Annotated in this window: 1 protein-coding gene; it reads right to left on the reverse strand. The window is 70.0% G+C overall.

Annotated elements, in window-relative coordinates:
* Positions 1-4,137, reverse strand: a 4,137-nt coding sequence (locus tag ABZ576_RS34215; RefSeq protein WP_360749970.1) for a type I polyketide synthase, incomplete at both ends; no start/stop codon positions are given.

Raw genomic sequence — 4,137 nt, forward strand, 5'->3', positions numbered from 1 at the left:
TCCGCCCGCACCGCCAGTTGCGGCTCACCACAGGACAGCACGGCAGCGAGCGGAACATCACCGACGCCGTCCGTGTCACTGTCACTGTCACTGTCACTGTCACTGTCGAGGTCGCTGTCGAGGTCGAGCAGCACGAACCGGTCCGGGTGTTCGGCTTGCGCGGAACGCAGCAGACCCCACACCGCCGCCCCCGCCACATCCACCACGTCCTCACCGGGGCCGGTGGCCATCGCACCGCGCGTGACGATGACCAACCGCGCAGGGTCCGGATGGTCTTCTGCGAGCCAGTTCTGCACAGCTTCCAACGCAGCGGCGGTGACGTCGGCCACCTCGCCACTCGGGCACTCCCACACCGTGAACTCGGTTGGGACGGCCTCAGTCTGGGTCTCGCACGTAACCCACTGCATTTCGTGGAGGGTTCCGCGCTTGGTGGTGGTCCAGGGTCCGTGGGTCGGCAGGGGGCGCAGGGTGAGTGTTTCGAGGGAGAGGACCGGGGTCCCCGTCTCGTCGGCGAGGTGCAGAGTCACCGTCGTACCGGCCTCGTCCGCAGGCGTCATGCGCACCCGCAGTCTGTTCACACCCCGCGCATGCAGCGACGCACCACTCCATGCGTACGGCAGGCACTCTCCGGAGGTGACCAGTCCGGCGACCTGGATGGAAGCGTCCAGCAGTGCTGGATGCATGCCGAACTGTCCCCGGTTCGTCACTGACTCGTCCGGCAGTTCGACCTCGGACACGACCGACGTGCCGCACCGCCAAGCCCCCCTCAGTCCTTGGAAGGCGGGCCCGTAGACGAACCCGGCGTCCGCCAAGCGGTCGTAGAACCGGTCGAGATCGACAGGCTCGGCACCCGCAGGCGGCCAGACGCCGGCCAGGAGTTCATCACGGTCCGCTTGTCCGGAAGCAGACGCACTCACCGTGCCTTCCGCGTGCCGTGTCCACGCCTCCTCACCCGTCGAGCGTGCATACACGCTCAGCGCGCGGCACCCGGTCTCGTCCGCCGTCGAGACGGTCACCTGGACCGTCACCTCACCGGTTTCGGGGACGACGAGCGGTGTGTGGAGCGTCAGTTCCTCCACGCGGGGGCAGCCGGTGCGCTCACCGGCATGCAGGGCAATCTCCAGCAGCGCAGCACCGGGAAGCAGGACCGTACCGGCGATGCAATGATCGGCGAGCCAGGGGTGAGCCGACAGCGACAGCCGCCCGGTGAACACCACGGCATCACCGTCAGCCACCTCGACGACGGCCCCCAGGAGGGGGTGGTCGCAGGTGTCGAGTCCTGCCGCTGTCACATCTCCCACGCCGGCCGACGCATCGAGCCAGTACCGCGCACGCTGGAACCGGTAAGTCGGCAAGTCCAGCAACGAAGTCGCTTCTCGGGGGTGGTGGTGGGTGTGCCAGGGGGTGGGGGTGTGGGCGAGGGCGGTGAGGAAGTGCTGTGCCGGGTCAGGGTGCTGGGGGTTGAGGAGGGTGACGGCGGTGGGGTTGTGTTCGGGCAGTGTGTGGTGGGTGAGGGCGGTCAGGGTGTGATCCGGGCCGAGCTCGATGAAGGTGCCCACCTGGTGTTCGTGGAGGGTGCGGGTGGTGTCGCGGTAATGGACGCACTCCCGCGCCTGACGCGCCCAGTACTCGGGGGTGAGGGGGTCGCCGCTGGTGGACGGGATAAGCGGAGTGGTGGGCGGGTGAAACGTCAGCTCACCGGCCATCGCGCCGAGTTGGTCGAGGACGGTGTCGATGTGGGGGGAGTGGAAGGCTTTGCCGCTGGTCAGGGGTTTGGTGGTGATGTTCTGGCTGCGGGCCCAGGTGGTGAGGTGTTCGACGGTGTCGGGGTCGCCGCTGATGACGAGGGAGGTGGGGGTGTTGATCGCGGCGATGGCGACCTTGTCCTCCAGCCCTTCCAGCTGGGGGGCGAGGATGTCGGGTGTGGTGTGCAGGGTGGTCATGGCGCCGGGGGGCAGGGCCTGCATGAGGCGGGCGCGGGTGGCGATGAAGCGGACGGCGTCGGGCAGGGTGAGGATGCCGGCGAGGTGGGCGGCGGTGACCTCGCCCAGGGAGTGCCCGGCCAGGTAGTGCGGGCTGATCTTGTACGTCTCGGTCAGCAGCCGGTGCAGGGCGACCTGTAGAGCGAAGAGGGCGGGCTGGGCGTAGAGGGTTTGCGCGAGTAGTTCCCCGGAGTCACTGCCGGTGTGGAGGAGGACGTCGCGGAGGGGGTGGTCGAGGTGTTCGGTGAAGTGGGCGCAGACCTCGTCCAGGGCGGCGGCGAAGACGGGGAAGGCATGGTAGAGGCCGTCGGCCATCCCGGGATACTGGGTGCCCTGCCCGGAACACACGAACGCGGTCTTCCCACCCGCCCCGGCACCACCGGACGCAAGGGCGACAGCGCTGGGGTGGGGTTGCCCGGCGGCGAGCGAGGCCAGAGCCTCCAAAGCCTGGTCGCGGTCGGTGGCGATGATCGTGGCCCGGTGTTCGAACAGGGCGCGGGTGTGGGCCAGGGTGCGGCCGATGGCGGCCGCATCCAGGTCGGGGTTGTCACGGAGGTGGGAGTGCAGGGTGCCGGCCTGCGCACGCAGCGCGGCCTCGGTCTTGCCTGACACCACCCACACCAGCGGCAGCACCGGCTCCGCGCCATCGGCCTCCGCCTCAGCCTCCACCATCGGTTCTGGCCGGGGGGCTACCTCCACCGGCTCCGGCTGGGGGGCTTCTTCCACGATCACGTGGGCATTGGTCCCGCTCACTCCGAACGACGACACCCCAGCCCGCCGTACCCGCCCCGCGCCCGCGTCCCACGGCTGTGCCCGCGTCAGCAGCTGCACGGCACCCGAGGTCCAGTCGATGTGCGGCGACGGCTCCTCGGCGTGCAAGGTCCGCGGCAGCACCCCATGCCGCAACGCCATCACCATCTTGATGACGCCGCCCACACCGGCAGCAGCCTGCGCGTGCCCGAGGTTCGACTTCAGGGAGCCCAGCCACAGTGGTCGTTCCTCGGAGCGGTCGTGGCCGTAGGTGGCGAGGAGGGCCTGGGCCTCGATCGGGTCGCCGAGCTTCGTGCCCGTGCCGTGGCCCTCGACCGCATCGACGTCCGCCGCCGACAGTCCCGCGTTGGCGAGGGCCTGCCGGATCACCCGCTGCTGCGACGGCCCGTTCGGTGCCGTCAGGCCGTTCGACGCACCGTCCTGATTGACCGCACTGCCCCGCACCATCGCCAACACCCGATGACCGTTGCGCTCCGCATCCGACAACCGCTCCACCAGCAGCATCCCCACACCCTCACTCCATCCCGTCCCGTCGGCCGCCGCGGAGAACGCCTTGCACCGGCCGTCGGCCGCCAACCCCCGCTGCCGTGAGAACTCGACGAACGCGGTGGGGGTCGACATCACCGTCGCGCCCCCGACGAGTGCCATGGTGCACTCGCCGGCGCGCAGGGCCTGGCAGGCCAGGTGCAGGGCCACCAGGGAGGAGGAACACGCGGTGTCCACGGACACGGCAGGGCCTTCGAGGCCGAAGGTGTAGGAGATGCGGCCCGACGCCACGCTTCCGGAGGTGCCGGTCAGGACGTAGCCGTCGATGTCGGCGTCGGCGTGCTGTCGGGAACGTGAGGCGTACTCCTGCGGCATGACGCCCGCGAAGACGCCGGTCTGACTGCCGCGAACGGTAGCGGGGTCGATTCCGGCCCGCTCGAACGCCTCCCACGAGGTCTCCAGCAGCAGCCGTTGCTGCGGGTCCATGGCGAGTGCCTCGCGCGGGGAGATCCCGAAGAATCCGGCATCGAACTCCCCGGCGTCGTACAGGAACCCGCCGTGCCGCGTGTACGAGGTGCCGGGCTGTCCGGGCTCGGGATCGTAGAGCGTCTCGACATCCCAGCCTCGGTCGGCCGGGAACTCCCCGATCGCGTCACCGCCCGAGACGACCAGCTCCCACAGATCCTCCGGCGAGCGCACGCCGCCGGGGAACCGGCATCCCACACCGATGATCGCGATGGGCTCCTGCCGGCCTGGCTCCAGCGCGACGGCGGCGGGCGCCGAAGGTGCGGCGGCATCGGTCGTGCCGGTGAGGAGGGTGGTGAGGTGGTGGGTGAGGGTGGTGGCGGTGGGGTGGTCGAAGGCGATGGTGGTGGGCAGGCGTAGGCCGGTGGTGTGG

The sequence above is a fragment of the Streptomyces sp. NPDC013455 genome, assembly GCF_040632975.1.
In the GTDB taxonomy this organism is placed as follows: domain Bacteria; phylum Actinomycetota; class Actinomycetes; order Streptomycetales; family Streptomycetaceae; genus Streptomyces.